Here is a 19,419-nt window from a genome sequence, read left to right as displayed (position 1 = left end):
CCCCACCCCGTCGAGTGCCCAGCACCCCCCCCACCCGCGCGCGCCGAGCGGCGTGTCCTGGACACTCGACGTTTCCGCGGGGGCGCGGGGGTGCCGCGGCCTCAACACGCCGGCGCGGGAGAGCGCCGGCGCGCGGGCGCGGGGCGGCTCGCGCCTCGTCTCGTCAGCGCGGGAGCAGCGTCGGCGTGGCGCTCGGAGGGCACGCGAGTGTCCGAAACACGCCGCATCCACCGGTGGACAGCGGCGTGTCCCGGACACTCGACGGGGTGCCGGGCGCCCGCGCGCGGAGCGCGTCAGGCGCTCAGGAACCACCACCAGATGAGCAGCATCGTCGTACCGAAGCCGGCGAACTGGTTGAGCCACAGGAAGCGGTTCCACCCGGCAGTGGCGCGGTCGCTCTCGGCATCCGTCACGTTCCGGTACGGCCAGCACACCACCAGGTACGGGATGACCAGGACGGCGGCCAGCGGCCCCGGCCATGCCGTGAAGAGCATCGCCACCCCCGCCAGCGCGTAGGCCGTCAGGGCGAAGCGCACGGTCCAGCGCGCTCCGCGGGCGGTGGCGATCGACGAGATGTCGGCCGCGCGGTCGGCCTCGACGTCCTGCACCGCGCCGAAGGCGTGCGACGCGACGCCCCACAGGGCGAAGGCGATGAAGACGAACACGAGCTGCCACGTCCAGACCGCACCGGCGAGCACGAGCCCGTAGACGGCGGGGGAGAAGAAGTGGATGCTGCTGGTCATCGAGTCCAGGAACGGGCGCTCCTTGAGCCGCAGCGGGGGCGCCGAATAGAACACGACGAAGAAGAGGCTCAGCGCGAGCACGAGCCACGACAGCGGCGACCCGATGATCACGAGGTACACCACGAACGGCAGGCACGACAGGGCCGAGGCCCACAGGGTGATGGGGTGCATGCGCTTGGCCAGCACGGCACCGTGCGTGCCGCCCTTGCGGGGATTGCGCAGGTCGGATTCGTAGTCGAACACGTCGTTGACCCCGTACATCGCGAGGTTGTACGGCACGAGGAAGAACAGGATGCCGACGACCAGCGGTGCATCGATCTGCCGCGTGGTCAGCAGGTAGGCGGCGGCGAAGGGGAAGGCCGTGTTGATCCAGCTGACCGGCCGCGACGACACGAAGAGCTCGCGCGCCACGCGACCGGGGGTGAGGGCGGGCGTGGTCATGCGGAGTCCTTCTGCAGAGGGCGGGGCGTGAGCAGGGTGTACAGCGCCGGGAGCAGGAACGCCGCGCACAGGGGGTACGCGAAGTCCTCGATCGGCGCGAGGCCGAGCCGCAGCCCGCTCAGGTGCTCCTGAGGATACGAGAACAGGTCGACGGCGATCATGAGGTTGTCGAAGACGAGGGTGAGGCCGATCAGCACGAGGGCGGTGACACCGGAGGATGCCATGCGGCGGCGGAATCCCGGCATCCGCACCGTCGAGACGGTCACGATGGCCGTGAGCACCACGAACGGCACGACGATGAGCGGGTAGGTCACGACGACTCCCGCACGCGGGCTCGCGCCCGCGCGCGTCGCTCGAAGACGGCGAACAGGACGACGGTGAGGTAGCTGAGGAAGAGGAGGAAGAACAGCTCCTCCAGGGGGAGGTGCGGAGCGAGCATCACGCCGACGAAGAGCGGACTCTCGCCCTTCACGAAGACGCCCGTGACGATCCCGACCAGATCCCACGCGAGGAAGAACACCGTCCCGATCAGCACCGCCGCGACCGTGCGCACGGGCGCGACCCGGAGGGCGAGCGAGTACTTCCCGTCGATGAGCATCATGCCGACCAGCGAGAAGAGGATCGCACCCAGGTAGATCCCCGGCACCTCAGACCACCGCGCGCGCGGGTTCCGCCAGGGGGCCGGGGGTCTTGTCGCCCGTCATGCGCTTGACCACCAGCTCGGCCGAGATCAGGCACATGGGCAGACCGATGCCGGGCAGCACCGAGGTCCCCGCGTAATAGAGGTTCGAGACCTTTCGCGAGCGGTTCTTCGGGCGGAAGATCGCGCTCTGGTTCAGCGTGTGCGCGAGCCCGAGCGAGTTGCCGTGCCACGCCTTGAGATCGTGCGCGAAGTCCTCGGGGGCGATGGTCTTGCGCACCACGATCCGCTCGGCGAGGTCGGGGACGCCGGTCCACTCGGCGATCTGGGCGATCACGCGGTCGGCGGCCTGCTCGATCCGCTCGTCTCCGGCCCGGTCGACGCCGCCGCGTCCGCTGACGGGGTCGGCGGGCACGGGCACGAGGACGAACAGGTTCTCGTGACCCTCGGGTGCGACCGAGTCGTCCGATGCGCTGGGGCGGCAGATGTAGATCGACGCCGGGTCGGGGATCTTCTTGTCCGCGCCGAAGATGGCGTCGAAGTTCGTGTGCCAGTCGTCGGTGAAGAGCAGGGTGTGGTGCGTGAGCTGCGGCAGCTCGCCCTTCACCCCGAGCAGCAGCAGGAGCGCGCCGGGGCTGGGCACCTTGTCCTTCCACCACTTCTCGGGGTACTGGCGGTCCTTCTCCTCGAGGAGGTCGTTCTCGGTGTGATGCAGGTCGGCGCCCGAGACCACGGCATCCGCCGAGATGACCCGCCCGTCGGCCAGGCGCACGCCGCGAGCGATCCCCGACTCGGTGATGATGGCATCCACTGGGGAGGATGTCTCGATGCGCACGCCGCGCTCGCGGGCGAGCTTCTCGATCGCCCGGATGATCTCGGTCATGCCGCCCTTGGGGTACAGCACGCCGTCGCCCAGGTCGAGGTGGCTCATGAGGTGGTACAGGCTCGGCACCTCGAACGGCGATCCGCCGAGGAACACCGCGGGGTACGCGAGGATCTGCTGCAGGCGCGTGTTCGTGAACGAGTCGGTGATGCGCTTCCACAACGTGCGGGTGAGCAGCGGGATGAGGGTGGGCAGCCGCTTCACGAGCGCCGGGTCGCGCAGCCCCTTGGTCGACGAGTACGGGTCGTAGAGGAACTTCGACGTCGACAGCTCGTAGGCGTCCTTCGCGGAGTCGAGGTACGCCTCGAGGTTGTCGCCCGAGCCGGGCTCGTGCTCCTCGAACAGCGCGCGCACGGCCTCGCGGCCCGAGACGATGTCGATCGGCTCGCCCTTTCCGGGAGGGCCGTAGACGCGGTAGGCGGGGTCGAGGCGCACGAGATCGAGCTGCTCGTCGGCGCTCGTTCCGAGAAGCCGGAAGAAGTGGTCGAACACCTCGGGCATGAGGTACCAGCTCGGACCGGTGTCGAAGCGGAAGCCGTCGCTCTCCCACGACCCGGCGCGGCCGCCGAGCGCATCGCGCGCCTCGAACAACTGGACGTCGTGGCCGCGGTCGGCCAGGAGGGCTGCGGTGCCGAGTCCGGCGATGCCCCCACCGACGACGACGATGCGCTGGGCGCTCATGAGCGTGAACCTTTCGGAGGACGCCCGAAGAGGGCGCGGGCGGCGAGGGTGGCTTTGACACCGTCGGGGACGCGGACGCGGGGTGCGCCGGCGGGGGAGAGGCGGAGGCGGCGCGACAACTCCGCGAAGAGGTCGTGCGCGCAGGTCACGGCCGCGCGGCAGTCCGGCGGAAGGTGCGGGATGACGGATGCCGCGGCGGCGAGGTCGGCGTCGATGCGGTCGAGCACGGCGACCCGGCGCTCGTCGTCGGCCGCGCCGTCGAGGTAGTCGCGGCCGAGACGGTCGGCGTCGTCGGCGAGGTCGCGGAGGAAGTTGACGTCCTGGAACGCCGCCCCGAGTCGCCGGGCTCCATCGACGAGGTCGGCGGCGGGGCGCGCGGGCGCCGACATCCCGGCGTTCAGGAACACCTGCAGGCACATGAGCCCGACGACCTCCGCCGAGCCGTAGACGTAGGCGTCGTGCGAGAGGTCGTCGTGGGCGGCGGTGTCGAGATCGGTGCGCATCGACGCGAAGAACGGGGCGATGAGGTCGTCGCCGATCCCGCACTCGCGGGCCGTGCGGGCGAAGGCGTGCACGACGAGATTGGCGCTGAAGCCGGTGACGATGGCCTCCGCCACCTCGGCTTCGAGCCCGTCGAGGACCGCGCGCTCGCGGTCGGGTGAGAGCCCGGCATCGTGCGCGGGTCCGTCGACGATCTCGTCGGCGACGCGAACGAGGGCGTAGATGTTGCGCACGTGCGGTCGCGGGCGGGGGCCGAGCAGCCGCGCGGCGATGCCGAACGAGGTGGAGTAGCGGGAGATGACGGCGGCGGCGACGTCGTCGGCCGTCTGCGAATACAGCTCGAGACCCGTGGGGGCGTTGCTCACGGAATGCGCTCCTGCACGGCCTCGACCAACTCGATCAGCATCAGACGGCACTCGGTCGGCAGCGTCGACGCCTCCACGATCGCGACCGCCTCGTCCAGCGTCTCGCACACGAGCACCTCGAGCCGCGAACGGGCGCCGGATTTCGCGAGAGCGCTCTGGGCGGCACGCACGGCGACCGGGCCGGTGTGCGCCTGCGCGAGCGCCGCGCTGACCTCGGGCCAATCGGCGCTCTCGCGCGCGAGCGTGATGAGGTGCGTCTTCTTCGCCTCGCGCAGGTCGCAGCCCTCGTCCTTCCCCGATGCCTCGGCCGTGCCGAAGGCGCCGATGAGGTCGTCGACCAGTTGGTAGGCGAGTCCGAGCCGCTCGCCGAAGCGCTCGAGCGCCCACTGGGTGGAGCGCTCCGCCCCGGCCATCACGGCCCCGGCCTGCAGGGGCGCCGAGAACGAGTACACGGCTGTCTTGTCGTGCGTGGTGCGCAGGACGGTCTCGGGGTCGACGTCGCCCGGCGAGACGGCGTTCTCGACGTCGGCGAGCTCTCCCGCGGCCGAGACGAGCACCGCGTCGTCGACGAGCTGCAGCAGCTGTCCGCGGAGGGATGCCGGGATCTCGGCGACCGCGATCATGCGCCCGGCCTCGTGCAGCAGCAGGTCTCCGGCAAGGATCGCAGCCGCGTCTCCGAGGAGCGCCGCGCCACCGGCATCCGCGCCCTTCTCGAGCCCGCGTCGGCGGAACTCGCCGCCGATGTTGGGCACGCCGCGGCGTTCGACGTCGTGGTCGATCACGTCGTCGTGCACGACGAAGGCCGTGTGCAACAGCTCGAAGGCTGCGGCCACCTCGTAAAGCGCCGGTCGGCCGATCGTGGGGCCGTGCAGGGTCTCGAAGGCCGCGACGACGAGCAGCGGGCGGAAGCGCTTCCCGCCGGAGGCGGCACGACGGATCGAGGATGCCAGGGCGCGCGCGCCGTCGCCGAGCGGGGCCACCCGCCGATCGAGGCGCTCGAGGGCGACGTCGATCGCGGCGTCGATGCCCTGCCGGGCGAGGGGGGTGGAGTCGAGCGCGATCATGACGCGCGCCGGACCACGGGTGGAGACTCGAACAGGTGAAGCTGCTGCGCCTGCAGGACCAACCACGGGCTGAATGCCCACGGCGTCGCCTCGAGGGATGCCGCGAGGTCGAGCGGGTCGACCCACCGGTACTCGGCGACCTCGTCGGGGTTGGGCTGGGGGTCGTCGTCGGTGCGGGCGACGTAGACGGGGCAGATCTCGTGCTCGACGATGCCGCTCGCGTCGACGGCACGGTATCGGAAGAGGGGGAGGGCGAGCTCGAGGTCGCGGACCGTGAGGCCCACTTCGAATTCCGCACGCCGATGCACGGCCGAGAGCACGGGTTCGGCCGGACCGGGGTGGCCGCAGAACGAGTTCGTCCACACACCCGGCCACGTCTTCTTGTGCAGCGCCCGGCGGGTGACCAGCACCTCGCCCCGGCTGTTCACGACATGGCAGGAGAAGGCGAGGTGCAGTTGCGTATCGGTGCCGTGCACGCTCGCTTTGGGTGCCGTGCCGATCTCGTTGCCGAAGTCGTCCAGGAGGACGACATATTCGGTCTCGCTCATCGTGCCTCCCGTTTGCTAGTTTAGCTAGCGATGTGAGCCCGACTATACCCAGCGCGAAAGGGGGTGTCCACCGTGGACAAGACCGTTTCCACCTCTGGTACGAGGCCCGCGGTGGTCCAGACCCTCCGCGCGGTGCAGACGCTCAGCGACGCGCTCGATCGCATGCACAGCGGGATGAAAGGCGACATGGCGATGAACGCCAGCGACCTGGCGACGCTGCGCATGCTGACCATCCGCGAGACGCGCGGAGAGATGGTGAGTCCCCACGACGTCGCGGCCCATCTGCGCATCTCGACGGCGTCGACGACGAAACTCATCGACCGTCTGGTGGCCTCGGGACATCTCGAGCGGCTCCCGCACCCCTCGGACGGGCGCGCACGGGTGGTGGTGCTCACCGACAAGTCGCGGCGCGAGTTCTTCCAGCACTTCGGAGCCCATCTCGGCGCGATGCGCGAGATGGCGGCGGGGTTCGACGACGCGCAGCTCGAGACCGTCGCCTCGTTCATGGACCAGCTGACCGAGGCGATCTCGACCGACGACTGACGCGCGTTGCCGTCGGCGGTCGCGGGGTCGGTGGCTTCGACAGGCTCAGCCACCCCCGTCGTGCCCTCACCCACCCGTACGCGAGGGACCCTGAGCCTGTCGAAGGGGTCCGTGCCCCCCGCGCCTCAGCTGCGCGAGGGCAGCGGGCCGCGCGCCACCCGCACGCCGACGTCGTCGAACGCGTCGCGCGGCCGCCCGCCGCGCCGGGCCGAGGCGCGCACGAGCGCGGGGGCGTCCGACCATCCACCGCCGCGGAACACCCGCGCATCGCTCTCCCCCTCGGGGTCGTACAGGTCGCTGCACCACTCCCACACGTTGCCGAGGGTGTCGAACAGACCGTGGAGGTTCGGCATCCGGGCTCCGACGTCGACGGGGCCGCTCAGACCGTCGCCGGCGGTCCATGCGACCTCCCGCACGGGGCCGTAAGCCGGGCCCGTCGAGCCGGCGCGGCACGCGTACTCCCACTCGTCCTCGGTCGGCAGGCGGAAGCCGTCGGCGTCGGCATCCGCGGTCACCACCTCGCCGTCGAAGGAGTAGAGGGGGTCGAGCCCCTCCCATTCGCTGAGGGCGTTGCACAGGCGGATGGCCCGCAGCCAGCTGAGTTGCGTCGCCGGGCGACGCGGATGCCGTGACGGGATGCCGAGGAGCTCGGCGAGCTGCTCCTCGGTCAGGGGATAGACGCCGATCTCGAACGAGGCGACCTCGATCTCGCGCCGCTCCGCGCCCCGCTGATCGCCGCGCAGCACGCGACCCGCGGGGATGCGCGCCATCTCGACGTCGGTCACGCCAGCTCCACGAGCCACAGGTCGCTGTCGCCCGTGATGAACAGACGCTTCTCGTCGGCGTCGAAGGTGCAGTTGCTCACGACATGGGGCGTGGGGATCATCCCGAGCCGCCGACCCTCCTCGTCGACGATGACGACACCCGCTTCGCTCGAGATCCAGAGCCAGTCGCGGCTGTCGACGACGAATCCGTCCGGGATGCCGGCGTCCACCGTCGCGAAGGTGCGCGGGGGGCCGAGGCTCTCCCCGTCCCACGCGCAGGCGACGACGCGGGGGAGGGCGGTGGCGTCGGACTCGGCGATGTAGAGCGTGCGCTCGTCGCGGCTGAAGGCGAGGCCGTTCGGCTCGTCGAGGTCGATCATGCGCTCGAGGCCCGTCTTCTCGTGCCATCGGTAGACGCTCCGGTGCGAGAGAGCGGGCTCGGCGGGGTAGCCCTCGCGCGGGTCGGAGATGCCGTAGGTGGGGTCGGTGAACCAGATCGCCCCGTCCGAGGCCACGACCAGGTCGTTCGGGGAGTTCAGGGGAGCTCCCTCGTAGGCGTCGACGAGCAGACGGGTGCCCTCGGCGTCGGTGCGACTGATCCCGCGGCGGCCGTGCTCGGCCTGCACGAGGCGTCCGTGCGCGTCGAACGCGTTGCCGTTGGCGAAGTCGCTGCGGTCGCGCACCGTGACGATGCGCCCGTCCTCGTACCGAGCGAGCGTACGCCGCCCGATCACGTCGCTGAAGACGAGCGCGTTCTCGGCCGGCCACCACGCCGGCCCCTCGGCCCAGGTCGCGTCGTCGTAGAGCGAGAGCAGGCGGGAGGATGCCGGCAGCACGGCGGCGAGACGGTCGTCCCACACCCGCGGGGGAGCGACGTCGACGACGCGAGGCTCGCGGGGCGGTTGCAGGACACGTCCGTCGATGGGGATCTGGGGCATGAGATCAGTCAACCCCGTGACCCGGTGGGGTCCAGGCGGGTTGACGCCGGCTCAGCCGAAGGGGTGGGGCGTGGGGGCGGCGGGCGACGCGGCGAACTGGATCAGCACCTGCAGGCACGGTTCGTCGCCGACGGTGCCGGAGAGATGCCCCGTCGTCCCGTCGATCTCGGCCGTGGAGGTGTCCTGCCCGAAGTGGATGTCTCCGGGGCCCATCTCGACGCGCGAGCCGTCCTGCGTCTCGAGGAACCAGCGCCCGCGCAGGGGGATCACCCACTGCGGATGCGGGGAGGGATGCCACTGCCCCACCCATCCCACCGGCAGCGCCGCGAAGAGCACGGCGGACACCTCGCCGGGGAACGGCCGCATCCATTGCGGATCGGCGCCGCCGCCCACGCTCTGCAGCCCGAAGCCGCGGAGCATCGACTCATCGAGCCGGCTGGTGCCGTCGACATCGGTCCACATGTGGACGAAGGGCAGTGACGGCGGAGTCGAGGCGTCGCGGCCGTCGGTGTCGAGCGGCGCGGTGGTGGTGGTGTGCATGACAGCGAGTCAACCGCGCGGCGGAGTCGCGCCGATCCCGCTTGACGAGTTCGCCGCGGCCGTCTCCTTGCGCGCCTGCCGGACCTTGACGGTGACCAGGACGGCGGCCGTCGCGAGCGCCAACGCGCCTCCGCCCACCCAGAAGCCCAGCAGGGTGGACGCGTCGAGACCCGTGGACCGCAGGGCGTGCGCTGTCGGCGAGGGCGCGATGCCCGACCCGTCGACGGTCGATCGCGGCGTCGTGACGGTCGCCGCGGCGGACGCGGACGTGTCGACGGATGCCGAGGCGGCTCCGGCGCCGGCCGAACCGCCCACCGCGAAGCAGGTCGCCAGCGCCAGCGACAACACGCCGTGCGTGAACGTACGTCTCACGAGTGCCTTCTTTCGAGGGGTCCGCGACGAAGGCCACGGTGACCTGTCGGGTCTTCACACATCGTTGAGCGAAATCAATCAATTCCCCCAGTATTCCGCGGGTGAACCCGATGCACAACACACCGACCCCCGCACAGGTCGAGGCGGCCAGGCGCCCGGCGAGAAATCGGGGGACGCACGCGGTGCCCCGGGAAACGACCGCGGGGGAAAAGGCAGAAGGCCCCGGATCTCGCGATCCGGGGCCTTCTTCTTGTTGCGGGGACAGGATTTGAACCTGCGACCTCTGGGTTATGAGCCCAGCGAGCTACCGAGCTGCTCCACCCCGCGGCACAAGAGAAAACATTACGCCGAGATGAACGACATGGCAAATCCGGACGCACCTCCCGGGAGTGTCGCGCCAAGATGGGCTGGTGAGCAACACTTTCGACGATTTCGCCGACGGACGCCCGGAGAGCCCCGCGCAGCGCGCCGACCGCAACTGGAGCGAGATCCTGCAGGAGCTGCGCGTGCTGCAGACGGGTACGCAGATCCTGACCGGCTTCCTCTTGGCGCTCGCCTTCCAGTCGTCGTTCGCCGATCTGTCGTCGTCGCAGCGCACGTTCTACCTCGTGCTCATCTGTCTCGCAGCCCTGAGCGCCGTGGTCGCGCTGGCGCCGGTGGCCCTGCACCGGGCGGTGTTCCATCTGCAGGTCAAACCGTCGCTCGTGCGGTTCGGGCACAACGCGCTCCGCGGCGCCCTGGCCCTGGTGTCCCTTCTGCTGGTGGGCGTGGTGGTGTTCGTCTTCGACGTCGTCGTGAGCCTGGGTGCGGCCGTGACGGCCGGGGTCGTCCTCGGGCTGGTGATCCTCGTACTGTGGGTCGTGGTGCCGGTGTCCGTCCGACACCGGGGGAGGGGAACCGCACGATGAGCCACGAGACCGTCGGCGTCGCGGTGGCGCAGTTCGCGCCCGCGGCGTCGCGTGAGGCCAACCTCGCCCACATCGCGGATGCCACCCGCACGGCCGCCGCGCGCGGGGCCCGGGTGGTGGTGTTCCCCGAATACTCCAGCTACTTCGTCGACCCGTTCGACGCGTCGCTCGCCGAGAACGCGGAAGATCTCGACGGGCCTTTCGTTCGGGCCCTCACCGCGCTCGCGGCCGAGCTCGACGTCGTGGTCGTCGCGGGGCTGCTCGAGCGCGCCGACGACGGCCGGCGCGTGCGCAACACGGTCGTCGCGGTGGCGCGCGACGGCATCCAGGCGGTGTACCGCAAGCTGCACCTCTACGACGCCTTCGGGCAACGGGAGTCCGACTGGGTGGAGCCGGGCGAGATCGCGCCGCCCCAGACGTTCGAGACCGCGGGGCTGCGGTTCGGGCTCATGACCTGTTACGACCTGCGCTTCCCGGAGGTGGCCCGCACGCTGGCCGATGCCGCGGTCGACGTGGCCCTGATCCCCGCCGAGTGGGTGCGGGGGCCGCTCAAGGAGCATCACTGGCGCACCCTCGTGCAGGCGCGGGCGATCGAGAACACCTTCTTCGTCGCCGCGGCCGACCACTCTCCGCCGCTGGGCGTGGGGCACTCGATGATCGTCGACCCGCAGGGGGTCGCGATGGCGCAGATCGGCACGTCCACCGACGTCGCGGTCGCCCACATCGACCCGGATGCCATCGCCCGCGTGCGCCGCGTGAATCCCGCGCTGGCGCTGCGCCGGTTCCGCGTCACGCCGCGCTGACCGCACGGGGGCCCGTTTCCGCGCGCCTGGTCAGCGCGGATCACCCGGTGTGCGCCCGCCGGTCTCGGCGCAACGGTGTGCGCCGGCTGTCTACCCTCTCCCCCATGACCGCAGACCTGCACACCCCTCCGACCCCGATCGAGCCGGTGCGACGCCTGCTGGCGGCGATCACGGACGGCGACCTCGAGACCGCCGCTCGGGTATTCGCCGACGCAGCGCGCATCATCCGGGTGCGCTACGCCGACGGCCGGGCCTGCGGCGGCCGGACCCTCGCGGTGGGGAGCGACGAGATCCGCGCCTGGTTGGCCGAGATCATCTCGCGCGAGGTCTCGGTGGAGGCCACCGGAAGTCATCTCGAGGGGGCATCGCTGGTCGTGAGGACCGCGTGGTCGATGCGGGGCTTCGACGGCGAGCGCGTGCACTCGTCGAGCCTCGGCGTCTACGACGTCGTCGACGGGCGCATCGCGCTGCTGCGGGCGACGTCGAGCGAGGAGGAGGGGGCGGGTCGCCCCATCGCGCGCGTCTGAGGGAGGTCAGTCGCGCCGCATCCCGGCGAGCCGTTCCGCCGCGTCGGCGAGCACCTCCACCCGTTTGCACGCCGCGAACCGCACGAGCGTGGCGTAGCGATCGCGGTGCTCGGGCGAGACGAAGGCCGTGAGCGGGATGCCGACGACACCCGCGCGGGCGGGCAGCTCGCGGCAGAACGTGTCGGCGTCGGTGGCGCCGAGCGGGGCGGCATCCACCACCGTGAAGTAGGAGCCGCCCGGGGCGGACACCTCGAACCCCGCCGCGCGCAGGCCGGTGCCCAGCAGGGCGGCCTTGGCGGCCATCTCGGAGGCGACGGAGGCGAAGAAGGCGTCGGGCAGGCGCAGACCCACCGCGATCGCGGGCTGGAACGGCGACCCGCCGACGTAGGTGAGGAACTGCTTGACCGCCAGCACCGCCGACACCAGGTCGGCGGGCCCGGTCACCCACCCGGTCTTCCATCCCGTGAGCGAGAAGGTCTTGCCCGCCGACGAGATCGACACGGTGCGCTCGGCGGCCCCCGGCAGGGTCGTGAGGGGCACATGGGGGCCGTCGAAGACGAGGTGCTCGTAGACCTCGTCGGTGACGATGATCGCGTCGTGACGGTGCGCGAGGCGCACGATCTCGTCGAGCACCTCGCGCGTGAACACGGTGCCGGTGGGGTTGTGCGGATCGTTGACGAGGATCACGCGCGTGCGGTCGGTGACCGCGGATGTCAGCTGCGCGAGGTCGGGCTGGAAGTCGGGCCACTGCAGGGGCGCCGGGACGAGCTTCGCACCCGCGAGCGCGACGCACGCGGCGTAGGAGTCGTAGTAGGGCTCGAACACCACGACCTCGTCGTCGGGCCCGTCGACGAGCGCCAGCAGTGTGGCGGCGAGCGCCTCGGTGGCTCCCACCGTCACGAGGACCTCGCGGGCGGGGTCGAGCTCGATGCCGTAGAAACGCCGCTGATGCTCGGCGACCGCGGCGAGCAGGTCGGGGTAGCCGCGTCCGGGAGCGTACTGGTTCACTCCGTCGGCGATGGCCTTCCGGGCCGCGTCGAGCACGGCCTCGGGGCCGTCTTCGTCGGGGAAGCCCTGGCCCAGGTTGAGGGCTCCGGTGGAGGCGGCGAGCGCGCTCATCTCGGCGAAGATCGTGGGGACCGAGGAGCCGTCGGCGGCGAGGAGTCCCGCGCCGCGGGCGGTGCGCTGCCAGGCGCCGGGAATGTGCTGCATCCTCCCAGGATGCCGCACGGCGCGCAGCGCAAGCGGGAATGCCGTCACGGGGCGACGTGCTACACCTCGAGAGGGGCGTTCGGCGCCCCCGACCTCTCGCGGTGGCTTGCTGCGAGACCCATAGAGGCGACTCACGCTCGTCATAGGTGGCCCACAGGATCCGCGGTCATCGTAGAAGCGCCTGGAAGAAGGAGCATCCCATGAGCGACACCACGGACAACCGTCCCGAGGGTAACGACAACAGCCACAACGCTGAGGCGCCCACGTCGTCGCAGCACCACACCCCGACCCCCGCCGGCGCCGACGCCGCGCAGACCCCGGCAGCGCCCGCCGCCGACGTCCCGGCCGCCGCGCCGCGCGCCGACGTGCCCCCGATGCCGACGCGCTCGCCCGCCGCCGCTGCCGCCGCGTGGCCTCCGCCCGCCGCGGGCAGCGCCCAGCCCGGCCTCCCCGCCCAGCCCGGAGCGCAGCCCGCGCACGGCGGATACGCCTCCGCCCCCTCGGGCGCCACGGCCCCCACCGGCCAGGCCTTCGGCCCCGCCGCCACCGACGCCCACCCCACGCTGACGCTGCACGACCCGGCCCCCGCCGCCCCCCGCAAGAAGAGCTCGGCTCCGCGCATCGCGGCCCTCCTCGTCGCCGCCGCCCTCGTCGGCGGTGGTGCGGGGCTGGGTGGCGCGTACGCCGGCGTCAACCTCTGGGGCGGCTCCGACGCCTCCACCGTGTCGGGGCCCACCGCGATCACGGTGAACGATCCCAACAACGTCAACGACACCGCCGCTGTGGCCTCCAAGGTCGTGCCGAGCGTCGTCACCATCAGCGCGACCGGTACCTCGGCCGGCGGGACGGGCTCGGGCGTCATCCTGAGCGCCGACGGCTACGTGCTCACCAACACGCACGTCGTCACGCTCGACGGTCAGACCGGCGACGCGAAGCTCTCGGTGACCACCTCCGACGGACGCGTCTACGCGGCCACCGTGGTCGGCACCGACCCCACCTACGACCTCGCGGTCATCAAGCTGACCGACGCCTCGGGTCTCACCCCCGTCGAGTGGGGCGACTCCTCGAAGCTCAACGTGGGCGACTCGACCACCGCGATCGGTGCTCCGCTGGGACTGTCGAACACGGTGACCACCGGCATCGTCAGCGCGCTGAACCGGTCGATCCAGGTCGCGTCGTCGGCCGCCCCCTCCGACGGATCCGACTCGCAGCAGAGCGAGCCGGGACAGGAGAGCCCCTTCCGCTTCGACTTCGGCCAGGGGCAGCAGTCGCAGTCGGCCACCTCGACGATCAAGATCGCCGTGATCCAGACCGACGCGGCCATCAACCCCGGCAACTCCGGCGGTGCGCTGGTCGACGACGACGGCAAGCTGATCGGCATCAACGTCGCCATCGCGAGCGCCGGCGGATCGTCGGCGTCGGGCAGCCAGTCGGGCAACATCGGCGTGGGCTTCTCGATCCCCTCCGACATCGCCAAGCGCATCTCGGAGGAAATCATCGACACCGGTTCGGCGACCCACGGTCTGCTGGGCGCGTCGGTGCAGGATGCCAGTGGCATCCAGGGTGCGACGACGACCGGCGCGTACGTGGCCGAGGCCGTCTCGGGCGGTGCGGCGCAGGCCGCGGGCCTGACGAAGGGCGACATCATCACGAAGTTCAACGGCATCCCGGTGACGAACTCGATCGACCTCACCGCCCAGGTGCGCGCTCTCGCGTCCGGCGCGAAGGCGGAGGTCACCTACCTCCGCAACGGTCAGGAGAAGACCGCCGAGGTCACCCTGGGGACGATGACCCAGGGCTGAGCCCGGAAGACGAGACGCCACCCCGCGATAGGCTCGCGGGGTGGCGTCTTTCTCGTTCGGTGCGGGGAACGCCCGGAAACTCCGCCGCATCCCCCTGTACGTCGCCGGTCGTCTCGTCACCGCCGTCGTGCCGCGCTCCCGCGGCGAGTGGGTGTTCGGGTGCGCGGTCGGACTCGCCGACGGAGCGCTCGCCCTCCACGCCGTCGCCGCCGCCCACGGGGAGCACACGACCTGGCTCGTCGCCGACACCGATCAGGCCCGCGAGGCGGAGCGCCTCGGCATCCGGTGGGTGCGGCGCGACAGCGCGGCGGGATTCTGGCGCACCGCGCGGGCCCGCGTGATCGTCGTGACGCACGGCTTCGGCGACGTGCAGCGCTACGCCACCACGGGGGCCGTGATCGTGCAGCTGTGGCACGGGATCCCGCTCAAGCGCATCGGCCTCGACTCGGCGGAGACCACCCGCAGCCCCGTGCTTCCCGGGGTGCTCTCCCCGGTGCTGCGGACGCTGTACCGGCGTGCCACCCGGCGCATCTCGCTCCTGCCGGCGGCCTCGCACCTGGTGCGCGGGCGTCTCGAGAGCGCCTTCTCGCTCACCGACGAGCGGGTGCCGGTCACCGGTGAGCCGCGTGTCGACGTGCTGTCGGCCAGCGATGCCGAGTCGCGACGCCGGGTGGCGCGCGAGCGGCTCGCGCACCTGCTCGGGATGCCGCTGGGCGAGCGCCGCGTGGTGCTCTACGCGCCCACATGGCGCGATGGAGAGCCCGACCCGGCGGTGCCCGACCCGGAGGAGTGGGAGCGCATCGGCGCGACGCTCGATGCCGCCGACGCTCTGCTCCTGGTCCGCTCTCACCCCCTCGGCGCGGGCGATTACCGCCCTCCGCGGCACACGGACCGCATCGCCGACCTCGGCAGCGACCGCGTCGCCGACGTCACGCCGCTGCTGCCCGGACTCGACGCCCTCATCACCGACTACTCCTCGCTCGCCTTCGACGCCTCGCTCGTCCCGCTGCCGGTGGTGTTCTTCGCCCCCGACCTCGAGGCGTACACCGCGCGGCGCGGTCTCTACGGCCGCTACGCCGACGTGGCCGGAACGGATCCGGCCCGCTCGTGGGGTGAGGCCCTCACGCAGCTCGACGCCGTGCTCGCCGACCCGACGGCGGCGCTCGCCGCCTCACGCGAGCGCAGCGCGCGCGTGCACGCCCACCGCGACGGCCGCAACGCCGAGCGCGTGTACCGGGCCGCCCGTGCACGGCTGCGCTCCGCTCCCTCCCGGAAGGACGACCGCCCATGACCGACGCTCGCCTGTTCGACGACGCCGGGATGCCCGCGCTCGAGCTCAGCGGAGAGGGCGCCCGCCCGGCATCCGTCGTGCTCGAGGGGGCGCGGGCGCGCTCGTACGGCCGCCTGCACGGCCGCGGACGCACCTGGCGTGCCGTCGTCCCGCTGCACGTCTCGCGATGGGGCGGTGCCGATCTGCCTCTGCCCTCCGGACGCTACCGTCTGCGTGTCGAGCCGGGGGAGGCGACGGATGCCGATCCGTCGGCATCGTCGATCGCCGAGACCGGCCTCGTGGGCCTGCGTGCCGCGCTCGACGCCGGGGTGGTGACCATCTCGGCCCCCGTCGACCCGGTGTACCGGTCGGGGGAGGGGCGCGCCGCGATCGAACGGCGCTACGCCACGGGGCGGCGGGAGCCGCTCGAGAACGCCGTGTTCTTCGAGAGCTTCTACGGCCGTACCGCCGGGTGCAACCCGCTCGCGATCGACCGCGAGCTCGCGCGCGTCGCCCCGGGGGTGACGCGGTACTGGAGCGTCGTCGATCTGTCGGTCGAGGTCCCCGACGGGGCGATCGCGGTCGTCGAGGGCAGTCCCGACTGGTGGCGGGCCCGTGGAGTCGCGCGTCTGCTCGTGGTGAACGACTGGCTCCGTCGGCGGTTCGTGCGTCGTCGCGGACAGCGCGTGCTGCAGACATGGCACGGGACCCCGCTCAAGCGACTCGCCCTGTATCGCCCGGGCTTCGATCCGCGTCGCGCGCTCGCCGTGGTGCGGGAGAGTCGGCGTTGGAACGTCCTGCTGGCGCAGAGCCCGTATGCCGCGCGGGTGCTGAGCAAGGCCTACGCGTTCCTGGGCCGGCCGGTCTGGGTCGAGGGCTACCCGCGCGACGACGCCCTGCAGCACGACGACGGGCGCGAGACGCGTCGACGCCTCGGCATCCATCCCGAGGAGCGCGTGCTGCTGTACGCCCCGACCTGGCGCGACGATCGAGAGCGGATCGTCGACTTCGTCGATCCGTCCGCTCTCGCGCGGGCGGCCGACGCCGTCGTGCTCGTGCGCGGGCACACCCGCACGCTGCAGCCGGGTGCCGACCTCCACGGCCCCCGGGTCATCGACGTCACCGGCTACCGCGATACGTCGCGCCTGCTCGCCGCCGCGGACGCCCTCGTCACGGATTACTCGTCGGTGATGTTCGATTTCGCCGTCACGGGCAAGCCCCTGTACTTCCTCGTCCCCGACCTCGAGCGCTACCGGGGCGAGATGCGCGGCTTCTTCTTCGACCTGCTCGATCTGGCTCCGGGACCGGTGGTGCGCACGCAGCACGAGCTGGAGAGGGCGTTGATCGACGTGGATCCGTCGATCTTCGCCGAGCGGTACGCCCGGTGGAAAACCCTCTTCGTGCCGCGCGATGACGGTCGCGCCGCCGAGCGCGTCGTGGCGCGGATCCTCGATCAGGGATTCGTCGACCGCGGCTGACGTGCGCTCCGCGCGCGGTCAGGCGGCCGCGAGCAGCTGCACCCGGTGCGAGTCCTCCTGCTGCTGCCAGGTCTCGGCGTCGAGCAGGAGACCCGACGACATCGACGCGTGGTCGGCGAGCTGGCGGAGGTAGCCGCCCGACAGGGGAGCGGAGGCAGCGGATGCGAACTGGAAGCGCATCGAGATCGACGGCTGGATCCACAGCGTCGTGCGGGCGTGCCCGCCGGCGGTGTCGGTCCACGTGATCGTGAAGGATTCGCCGCGACGCAGCTTGGTCGTCAGGACGACCTGCAGATATTGCAGCAGGCGGTCGTCGATCTGGATCGGCTGCGTGTCGGCGCTGTAGAAGAGGGTGCCCATGGGAGTGCTTTCGGGGAGCGGGTGCGTCAGAGGAAGAGGGACAACACGACGGCGGCGCTGAGGCCCGAGGTCGCGATGCTGGCCCAGACGACGATCGTCGTCAGCCGCGCGGTCGACACGGCGCTCGGGCTCGGGACGAAGGTGGAACGGTGCCGCAGCGGTGCGGTGGTGAGGGCGGTGGTGGTCATCGGTACGTTCCCTTCTTCGTGGGGTGGGGTGGTCAACCCCGGTGATCAGTAGCCTAGCATCTAATTAAGCGCGTTAAACATCATGTGGGCGAACATTCACCAAGGATGACAGTCATTCGAGAAACCTTCTCCTGTTGGCTATAGTGACGGGATGCATCGAGTCGAGGAGGAGGAGCCGGTGACACCGCGAATCGACGACTCCTCGCCCCTGATGGAGGCGCTCACCGCCTACTCCCGCGAGCGCGAAGCGGCGGCCGCCAAGGCCCGCAAGCAGCTCGGGGTGAACGAGCTCGACGCGAAGGCCCTCGCGATCGTCGGGGCTCGCCCGGGGATGCGTCCGTCGGAACTCGCCGCCACCCTCGGCGTCACCTCGGCCGGAATCACCACGATGGTCGAACGCCTCGTGCGGCGGGGCATCCTCCGGCGCGAGGCGGATGACAGCGACCGTCGCGTGAACCACATCCACCTCGCGGTCGATCTCGAGAAGGAGCCGTGGTCGCAGCTCGCGCGCTTCGACGACGCCTGCCGACGCATCATCGGCAGTCTCGACGCGCAGATCGAACGCGACCTGGCCGATTTCCTGACGAAGACCACGGCCGCCGCGACCGAGGAAGTGGAGCGCGTCGACGCCGAGGCCGACGCGTCCGCTGCGGCCTGACCTCCTCCGAGGGGCGGCGCGTCCGGTCGACGTGGGTCGAGGGCGCCGCGTCCTCGCGTCCGTGACGATCGGGCGTCAGGGCAGGGGGGTGTTGCGACCGTCGAGACGCGAGGTGTCGACCGTGTCGCGGGCGCCGCGGACGAGCGCCCACAGGAAGCCCGCTCCCCACGAGACGTGCATCGACGGGAGTACGGCGGCTGTCCACGCCTTGTCGCGCCAACCGCGGCCTCCGGCACGGCCAAGCGCGCCGGTGGCGACGAGCGCCGCGTACGCCGCCACGGGCAGATGCAGCACCGTGAGTCGTCCGGGGCGACGTCGGGCGATCTGGGCGACCCCCGCCACCAGTGAGACCAGCGTCGCGACCAGCAGCGCCGGGGGAGCGAAGAAGCGCAGCGGCGTGCGCCGCGGGTAGCGCCGCACGAGCTCGCCGCGCCAGGCGCCGGTCGCACGGAACTGCCGGATCAGGCGGGTCCAGCTCTCACGCGGCCAGTAGACGACCGACAGGGCCGGATCGAACCACACGCGATAGCCCGCGCGACGGATGCGGAGGTTCAGCTCCCAGTCCTCCCCGCGACGGATGCTCTCGTCGAACAGCCCGACCTCCTCGAGCACGCTGCGGCGCATGACCCCGAGGTACGCCGACTCGGCCGGCCCTTCGGCGCCGCCGCTGTGGTAAGCCCCGCCACCGAGTCCGACGCGGGAGTTGTAGGCGCGGGCGACCGCTCGCTGGAACGGCGACCGGCCGTCGGCGCGCATCACCCCGCCGACATTCGCGGCTCGCACGCGGCGCAGGGTGTCGAGGGCGCGGCGGGTGTATCCCGGTGACAACTCCGAGTGCGCATCGACCCGCACGATCGTCGGGTACCGGCTCGTGCGGATGGCGAGGTTCAGTCCCACCGGGATGTCGGCCGCGGGATTGTCGACGAGGACGATGCGCCCGTCGGCATCCGCCAGCTCCTTCGCGATCGCGTCGGTGCCGTCGGTGGAGGGCCCGAGCGCGAGCACCAGCTCCACCGGTCCCGGGACGTCCTGGGAGAGAGTGGATGCCACGGCCCGGCGCAGATACCTCTGCTCGTTCAGCACGGGCATGACGAAGCTCACGCCGGCATCGTCGGGGGGAGCGGGCGCGTCTCTTCCGCCGGGGGTCGGGAGGGGCATCCGTCGATCCTGTCATGCGAGCCTGGCCGGTA

Annotated in this window: 23 protein-coding genes and 1 tRNA gene; 8 read left to right on the top strand and 16 right to left on the bottom strand. The window is 71.6% G+C overall.

Going from position 1 to position 19,419, the window contains the following annotated elements; translation table 11 throughout:
- Positions 1–293 precede the first annotated feature (293 nt).
- From AB0N80_RS16095 to idi, 7 genes are read right to left on the bottom strand one after another with little or no spacing between them, the layout of a single operon-like run.
- Positions 294–1,184: a prenyltransferase gene (locus tag AB0N80_RS16095; RefSeq protein ID WP_363579388.1), complete on the bottom strand. Its 891-nt coding sequence runs from the start codon at positions 1,182–1,184 to the stop codon at positions 294–296.
- The gene (locus tag AB0N80_RS16090) at positions 1,181–1,498 is read right to left on the bottom strand and encodes a lycopene cyclase domain-containing protein (RefSeq protein ID WP_363579386.1); all 318 of its coding nucleotides are present in this window, start codon (positions 1,496–1,498) and stop codon (positions 1,181–1,183) included. The genes AB0N80_RS16095 and AB0N80_RS16090 overlap by 4 nt, the downstream gene beginning before the upstream one ends.
- Positions 1,495–1,830 carry a lycopene cyclase domain-containing protein gene (locus tag AB0N80_RS16085; protein ID WP_363579384.1) on the bottom strand — a complete coding sequence of 112 codons (336 nt, stop codon included), beginning with the start codon at positions 1,828–1,830 and terminating at the stop codon, positions 1,495–1,497. The genes AB0N80_RS16090 and AB0N80_RS16085 overlap by 4 nt, the downstream gene beginning before the upstream one ends.
- Position 1,831: 1 nt before the next feature.
- Positions 1,832–3,388: a phytoene desaturase family protein gene (gene crtI / locus AB0N80_RS16080; RefSeq protein ID WP_315995403.1), complete on the bottom strand. Its 1,557-nt coding sequence runs from the start codon at positions 3,386–3,388 to the stop codon at positions 1,832–1,834.
- Entirely contained in the window at positions 3,385–4,254 is an 870-nt protein-coding gene (locus tag AB0N80_RS16075; RefSeq protein WP_315995404.1) for a squalene/phytoene synthase family protein, read from the bottom strand. Before AB0N80_RS16075 ends, crtI begins: the two co-directional genes overlap by 4 nt.
- Positions 4,251–5,318: a polyprenyl synthetase family protein gene (locus AB0N80_RS16070; RefSeq protein WP_363579381.1), complete on the bottom strand. Its 1,068-nt coding sequence runs from the start codon at positions 5,316–5,318 to the stop codon at positions 4,251–4,253. The genes AB0N80_RS16075 and AB0N80_RS16070 overlap by 4 nt, the downstream gene beginning before the upstream one ends.
- The gene (gene idi, locus AB0N80_RS16065; RefSeq protein ID WP_315995406.1) at positions 5,315–5,866 is read right to left on the bottom strand and encodes an isopentenyl-diphosphate Delta-isomerase; all 552 of its coding nucleotides are present in this window, start codon (positions 5,864–5,866) and stop codon (positions 5,315–5,317) included. Before idi ends, AB0N80_RS16070 begins: the two co-directional genes overlap by 4 nt.
- A gap of 72 nt (positions 5,867–5,938) precedes the next feature.
- Here idi and AB0N80_RS16060 point away from each other — a divergent pair, with 72 nt between their 5' ends.
- A complete protein-coding gene (locus AB0N80_RS16060) occupies positions 5,939–6,409 on the top strand; it encodes a MarR family transcriptional regulator (protein ID WP_363579379.1) in 471 nt (156 codons plus the stop codon).
- A 125-nt stretch (positions 6,410–6,534) separates the two neighbouring features.
- On the opposite strand, the gene AB0N80_RS16055 is transcribed toward AB0N80_RS16060, so the two are convergent.
- The 5 genes from AB0N80_RS16055 to AB0N80_RS16035 all read right to left on the bottom strand — a co-directional run bounded on the left by AB0N80_RS16055 (position 6,535) and on the right by AB0N80_RS16035 (position 9,350).
- Positions 6,535–7,194 (bottom strand): SUMF1/EgtB/PvdO family nonheme iron enzyme, encoded by a 660-nt coding sequence (locus tag AB0N80_RS16055; protein WP_315995408.1) that lies wholly within the window; start codon positions 7,192–7,194, stop codon positions 6,535–6,537.
- Positions 7,191–8,111, bottom strand: coding sequence for an SMP-30/gluconolactonase/LRE family protein (locus AB0N80_RS16050; RefSeq protein ID WP_363579377.1), 921 nt, complete (start codon positions 8,109–8,111; stop codon positions 7,191–7,193). Before AB0N80_RS16050 ends, AB0N80_RS16055 begins: the two co-directional genes overlap by 4 nt.
- A 51-nt stretch (positions 8,112–8,162) precedes the next feature.
- Positions 8,163–8,651 carry a hypothetical protein gene (locus AB0N80_RS16045; protein WP_363579375.1) on the bottom strand — a complete coding sequence of 163 codons (489 nt, stop codon included), beginning with the start codon at positions 8,649–8,651 and terminating at the stop codon, positions 8,163–8,165.
- 9 nt (positions 8,652–8,660) lie between these two features.
- On the bottom strand, positions 8,661–9,023 hold the full coding sequence (locus tag AB0N80_RS16040; protein ID WP_363579373.1) for a hypothetical protein: 363 nt from the start codon (positions 9,021–9,023) through the stop codon (positions 8,661–8,663).
- Positions 9,024–9,276: 253 nt separating this feature from the next.
- Positions 9,277–9,350 (bottom strand) — tRNA-Met (locus AB0N80_RS16035).
- An 83-nt stretch (positions 9,351–9,433) separates the two neighbouring features.
- On the opposite strand from AB0N80_RS16035, the gene AB0N80_RS16030 reads away from it, so the two are divergent.
- From AB0N80_RS16030 to AB0N80_RS16020, 3 genes are all read left to right on the top strand, one after another.
- The gene (locus AB0N80_RS16030) at positions 9,434–9,931 is read left to right on the top strand and encodes a DUF6328 family protein (protein WP_315995412.1); all 498 of its coding nucleotides are present in this window, start codon (positions 9,434–9,436) and stop codon (positions 9,929–9,931) included.
- The gene (locus AB0N80_RS16025; protein ID WP_363579371.1) at positions 9,928–10,734 is read left to right on the top strand and encodes a carbon-nitrogen hydrolase family protein; all 807 of its coding nucleotides are present in this window, start codon (positions 9,928–9,930) and stop codon (positions 10,732–10,734) included. Before AB0N80_RS16030 ends, AB0N80_RS16025 begins: the two co-directional genes overlap by 4 nt.
- 104 nt (positions 10,735–10,838) lie before the next feature.
- Positions 10,839–11,261 (top strand): nuclear transport factor 2 family protein, encoded by a 423-nt coding sequence (locus tag AB0N80_RS16020; protein WP_363579369.1) that lies wholly within the window; start codon positions 10,839–10,841, stop codon positions 11,259–11,261.
- A 6-nt stretch (positions 11,262–11,267) separates the two neighbouring features.
- On the opposite strand, the gene AB0N80_RS16015 is transcribed toward AB0N80_RS16020, so the two are convergent.
- Positions 11,268–12,473, bottom strand: coding sequence for an aminotransferase class I/II-fold pyridoxal phosphate-dependent enzyme (locus AB0N80_RS16015; RefSeq protein ID WP_363579367.1), 1,206 nt, complete (start codon positions 12,471–12,473; stop codon positions 11,268–11,270).
- 200 nt (positions 12,474–12,673) lie between these two features.
- Here AB0N80_RS16015 and AB0N80_RS16010 point away from each other — a divergent pair, with 200 nt between their 5' ends.
- Genes AB0N80_RS16010 through AB0N80_RS16000 form a run of 3 tightly spaced genes read left to right on the top strand, consistent with a single transcriptional unit; the run spans position 12,674 to position 17,023 of the window.
- On the top strand, positions 12,674–14,275 hold the full coding sequence (locus AB0N80_RS16010) for a trypsin-like peptidase domain-containing protein (RefSeq protein WP_363579365.1): 1,602 nt from the start codon (positions 12,674–12,676) through the stop codon (positions 14,273–14,275).
- 40 nt (positions 14,276–14,315) lie between these two features.
- Positions 14,316–15,566 carry a CDP-glycerol glycerophosphotransferase family protein gene (locus AB0N80_RS16005; protein ID WP_363579363.1) on the top strand — a complete coding sequence of 417 codons (1,251 nt, stop codon included), beginning with the start codon at positions 14,316–14,318 and terminating at the stop codon, positions 15,564–15,566.
- The gene (locus AB0N80_RS16000; RefSeq protein ID WP_363579361.1) at positions 15,563–17,023 is read left to right on the top strand and encodes a CDP-glycerol glycerophosphotransferase family protein; all 1,461 of its coding nucleotides are present in this window, start codon (positions 15,563–15,565) and stop codon (positions 17,021–17,023) included. Before AB0N80_RS16005 ends, AB0N80_RS16000 begins: the two co-directional genes overlap by 4 nt.
- An 18-nt stretch (positions 17,024–17,041) precedes the next feature.
- Here AB0N80_RS16000 and AB0N80_RS15995 read toward each other — a convergent pair whose 3' ends face one another.
- Positions 17,042–17,383, bottom strand: coding sequence for a hypothetical protein (locus AB0N80_RS15995; protein ID WP_363579359.1), 342 nt, complete (start codon positions 17,381–17,383; stop codon positions 17,042–17,044).
- Between the two features lie 26 nt (positions 17,384–17,409).
- Positions 17,410–17,571, bottom strand: coding sequence for a hypothetical protein (locus tag AB0N80_RS15990; protein WP_363579357.1), 162 nt, complete (start codon positions 17,569–17,571; stop codon positions 17,410–17,412).
- Positions 17,572–17,722: 151 nt separating this feature from the next.
- Between AB0N80_RS15990 and AB0N80_RS15985 the strand changes: the two genes are divergently transcribed.
- Positions 17,723–18,229 (top strand): MarR family transcriptional regulator, encoded by a 507-nt coding sequence (locus AB0N80_RS15985; RefSeq protein WP_315995421.1) that lies wholly within the window; start codon positions 17,723–17,725, stop codon positions 18,227–18,229.
- A 75-nt stretch (positions 18,230–18,304) separates the two neighbouring features.
- Here the strand turns inward: AB0N80_RS15985 and AB0N80_RS15980 are convergent, their stop codons facing one another.
- Positions 18,305–19,387: a glycosyltransferase family 2 protein gene (locus AB0N80_RS15980; protein WP_363392075.1), complete on the bottom strand. Its 1,083-nt coding sequence runs from the start codon at positions 19,385–19,387 to the stop codon at positions 18,305–18,307.
- Positions 19,388–19,419 lie beyond the last annotated feature (32 nt).

Source organism: Microbacterium sp. NPDC089188 (assembly GCF_040685155.1).
GTDB lineage: Bacteria > Actinomycetota > Actinomycetes > Actinomycetales > Microbacteriaceae > Microbacterium > Microbacterium galbum.
Note: the sequence above shows the minus strand (reverse complement) of the source record. Positions and strands in the feature narration are given on the sequence as shown.

Coding starts and splice junctions, on each gene's coding strand:
- AB0N80_RS16095 (WP_363579388.1), bottom strand. CDS start 1,184: ATGACCACGCCCGCCCTCACCCCCGGTCGCGTGGCGCGCGAGCTCTTC.
- crtI (WP_315995403.1), bottom strand. CDS start 3,388: ATGAGCGCCCAGCGCATCGTCGTCGTCGGTGGGGGCATCGCCGGACTC.
- AB0N80_RS16070 (WP_363579381.1), bottom strand. CDS start 5,318: ATGATCGCGCTCGACTCCACCCCCCTCGCCCGGCAGGGCATCGACGCC.
- idi (WP_315995406.1), bottom strand. CDS start 5,866: ATGAGCGAGACCGAATATGTCGTCCTCCTGGACGACTTCGGCAACGAG.
- AB0N80_RS16050 (WP_363579377.1), bottom strand. CDS start 8,111: ATGCCCCAGATCCCCATCGACGGACGTGTCCTGCAACCGCCCCGCGAG.
- AB0N80_RS16045 (WP_363579375.1), bottom strand. CDS start 8,651: ATGCACACCACCACCACCGCGCCGCTCGACACCGACGGCCGCGACGCC.
- AB0N80_RS16025 (WP_363579371.1), top strand. CDS start 9,928: ATGAGCCACGAGACCGTCGGCGTCGCGGTGGCGCAGTTCGCGCCCGCG.
- AB0N80_RS16020 (WP_363579369.1), top strand. CDS start 10,839: ATGACCGCAGACCTGCACACCCCTCCGACCCCGATCGAGCCGGTGCGA.
- AB0N80_RS16015 (WP_363579367.1), bottom strand. CDS start 12,473: ATGCAGCACATTCCCGGCGCCTGGCAGCGCACCGCCCGCGGCGCGGGA.
- AB0N80_RS16010 (WP_363579365.1), top strand. CDS start 12,674: ATGAGCGACACCACGGACAACCGTCCCGAGGGTAACGACAACAGCCAC.
- AB0N80_RS16000 (WP_363579361.1), top strand. CDS start 15,563: ATGACCGACGCTCGCCTGTTCGACGACGCCGGGATGCCCGCGCTCGAG.
- AB0N80_RS15995 (WP_363579359.1), bottom strand. CDS start 17,383: ATGGGCACCCTCTTCTACAGCGCCGACACGCAGCCGATCCAGATCGAC.
- AB0N80_RS15990 (WP_363579357.1), bottom strand. CDS start 17,571: ATGACCACCACCGCCCTCACCACCGCACCGCTGCGGCACCGTTCCACC.
- AB0N80_RS15985 (WP_315995421.1), top strand. CDS start 17,723: ATGCATCGAGTCGAGGAGGAGGAGCCGGTGACACCGCGAATCGACGAC.
- AB0N80_RS15980 (WP_363392075.1), bottom strand. CDS start 19,387: ATGCCCCTCCCGACCCCCGGCGGAAGAGACGCGCCCGCTCCCCCCGAC.